Below are 3,169 nucleotides of genomic sequence, written 5' to 3' on the forward strand. Positions count from 1 at the left end.
GGTGATGCGTCAATTGCTACGAACATCGAACGAATTGGGAATTCGCGTTGAAGCGTTGACCACGATCGCCGCCGACCCGATGGCAGAAATCGACCGGGTGGCGAGGCTACATCGCTGTGATTCGGTGCTGCTGGGGTTAAGTAAGATCCGCGAAGACGGCCAAGCGGCTCAGCTCGAATCGCTGCTTGGGCAACTTGATGCAAACGTGGTCATTTTAAGGTCACGCGAAAATTGGCACTTTCAAGATGCCCGTCGAGTGCTTGTTCCAATCGCAGGTTACGGCGGTCATGAACATCTGCTGGCGATGTTGTTGGGAAGCATGAAACGGTCCGCCCCCCGCGATATCACTTTCCTGCGAGTCATGCCCACCGACACCGCGGACGACTCGATGCGGCGTGCCGAACGGGATTTACGTCACTTGGCTCATGACCTCTGCTCGCAATCCAGCGCAACGGTGGTGACCAGCAACCAACCTCTGGAAACCATTGCGGAACAAGCCATCGATGCCGACGTGTTAATCTTGGGCGTGCAGCGAGTCGGCCGGCAACGACTCTTTGGCGATTTCATTTGCGAATTGGCCCATCGAACCGATTGCCCGATCATCTTGATTAGCAGCCGCGGATAGCAGTAGGTCACTCTGCTCGCACGACGTTTGATCGCGGAGGACTTGCGATTTATAAGTTCGGAAGTAGCCACGGGCGCAAGCCCTGGATGCGAATACAAACACGATTGCAAAGCCTCGGAGGGGCGACATGATCTTAAGTGATCAAGCTTCAAAGCACCTGTCAAACCCGGACCTCGCGTCTGCCCTTGGCGTAGCCCCAATCTGCCTACATTGGGACTATTGTTTCGGAGCCCTTGCACAGCAGTTATGCTAGAAACCTTTCCCGCCCCTTGAACGAGGATTCCCCCCGATGATGCTTCGCACGCTACTTTGGTTACTGCTTCCTTGCTGTGTCGCCACCACCGTGTTGGCCGAACAACCGCACGTCGTCCTGCTGATCGCTGAACAAGAATACGAGACGGACCAAACGCTACCTGAGTTTGTCGAACAAAACCTGAAGGATCTCTGTCACACGACGTTGGTGCATGCCAAGCCCGACGACAAAAACACGCTGGTGGGAATCGAAGCGGTCAAGCAAGCCGATGTGTTGTTAGTCAGCGTTCGCCGCCGAGCGCTGCCCACGGCGCAATTGGATCTAATCCGTGACTATGTCGCCAGCGGCAAACCGGTGATTGGCATCCGTACCGCCAACCACGCATTTTCGCTACGGAAGGAAGAACCGCCTGCCGGTCACGATCAATGGATCGATTGGGACGCCAAAGTTTTTGGTGGCAGTTACACCAACCACTACGGCAACAATCTCAAAGCAAAGATCACTTTTCGAAGCGACGATGCAATCCCCAAAACGCTTCTCGATGGCATCCGCCGGCAACCCTTTATCGCGGGTGGCTCGCTCTACAAAGTGGCTCCGCTTGCCGAAGGCGCAGTCGTGTTGATGGATGGCAAGGTAGAAGGGCAGGGGAGTGAGCCCGTGGCATGGACCTTCACTCGAGCCGATGGCGGCAAATCGTTTTATACCTCGCTGGGTCACCGCGATGACTTCGCCGGCGATGTGCTACCAACGCTACTGAAAAACGCCATCCGTTGGTCGCTCGAGGATTCGAATATCAAGAAAGAGTAGTCAAGAAGTAGCAGACCGTGGGTTCGCGGCAGAGACCAGGACATCCTGGTCGTTCGCGTGGCATCAGGGATTCACAACCTCGCCCCTTTCATAAAAAAACGCGGTGAGGAAAGTGATTGGCACTTCCCTCAACGCGTCGATTCGTCCGGCTACGGAAACGGTTCCATGCGGCGGGCGACCTACAGCGCGGCCGCTGCGTCTTTGACCGCCGCGCCGACTTCGATCGCGTCCAGCTTGTTTTCGCCGGCGGTGACTTCGACTTCGATCGGGGTGGTGGTTACCACGCGGTATTTGGCGTCAACAAGATCGAACATTTTCGCTTCGTTTGAGGATCCTGGGTCATTGCCTGACGCACTACCTTCGATCTGGGTCTTGTTCACGGTCACTTTGTACTTGCCGGCCGGAGCTCCTGGGTACTTTCCATGCGTCATGATCACGGCTTCGCCGTTCTCGTTCGTGCTGCCCCCTGAAACCCACTTGCTTAGCGTGGGATCGGTTGAAACGAGCTGGACACTGGCGCCGACCAATGGGGCGCCTCCTTGATGCACGGTAACCTCGGCCGGATAGAGCACGGGAAGTCCATCAGGCTTTTCTTCGGAAGCACACCCTGTAAACACTGCAAACATTACAACACAAAATGAAAAACGATACATCTATAAACACCTACGTTATGAAATGGAAACTCATCATCGAATCCGCATGAATTGTGATCATGCGGTGAGAAGTGAAAGAGGGACAGTGCGATTTCAACCGTCATAAGAAACGGTTTCTTTTCCATCCATGGATCCCATCGCTCCCCAAATCCCGTATGGGCTTTCACCGGAGGTGACTTGACGTGCGTTGAGGTCGCCCGAGTCGATTGAATCGGTAATGAAGCGAACGGCACCATCGAACATCAACGTTTGCACGCCTCCTTGATGTTCGCTCGTGGGCGAATAGGTGCCCCAACTATCGTTGCCACCGCCATAGGCACACGAGTACGAATTAGGTGGCAGCGTGGTGGTGAAGCGATTGTTGACAGTCCGGCCATCGCCAAGAATCAAACCACGCCAGCAATCCGCGCCGTTTTGATATTGACGTGGATTATTTGGATCGAGCGGCGCCGTTAGACAAGGACCGGGAAGCGCCGAAGTACCGTCATACATTCCGTTGAAACTCGCAACATCACCTTTGACAAACGCTTGGTCGCGAGGCGTTGCCGCTACTTCGCTCATCGCAATCGTATTGCTAGTTCCATCAAGGATGTCACGAAAACGACGAATCGAATTTCGCTCGCCATTAAGCCGAGGAATAAAAGGTCCACGTGGATCAATCCGGGCGTACTTGCTTGCTTCCTGTGAATCGTTTCGTGCGTTATGCCACATGGCATCACCGGTACTAAAGACATAATGGCACTTCGAGATACCGCTGATCGCGGTGCCATCGGCATTCTGTGCGGAGGGCAAAGGAACGCGGCTTGCGGCCGGCTTGTTGCAGCGCCACGC

General features: G+C 54.9%; 3 protein-coding genes and 1 pseudogene. 2 read left to right on the forward strand and 2 right to left on the reverse strand.

The features are described 5' to 3' along the window. Positions 1 to 625, forward strand: a pseudogene (locus RMSM_RS41325) (amino acid transporter); the annotation flags it as partial. Between the two features lie 289 nt (positions 626 to 914). Continuing rightward, entirely contained in the window at positions 915 to 1,685 is a 771-nt protein-coding gene (locus RMSM_RS25565; protein WP_008703474.1) for a ThuA domain-containing protein, read from the forward strand. A 179-nt stretch (positions 1,686 to 1,864) separates the two neighbouring features. On the opposite strand, the gene RMSM_RS25570 is transcribed toward RMSM_RS25565, so the two are convergent. After that, positions 1,865 to 2,311: a carboxypeptidase regulatory-like domain-containing protein gene (locus RMSM_RS25570; RefSeq protein WP_008703476.1), complete on the reverse strand. Its 447-nt coding sequence runs from the start codon at positions 2,309 to 2,311 to the stop codon at positions 1,865 to 1,867. 120 nt (positions 2,312 to 2,431) lie between these two features. After that, the coding region (locus RMSM_RS25575) for a DUF1559 family PulG-like putative transporter (protein WP_144057960.1) at positions 2,432 to 3,169 on the reverse strand (738 nt) is incomplete at its 5' end.

The organism is Rhodopirellula maiorica SM1, from assembly GCF_000346295.1.
Taxonomy (GTDB): Bacteria; Planctomycetota; Planctomycetia; order Pirellulales; family Pirellulaceae; genus Novipirellula; species Novipirellula maiorica.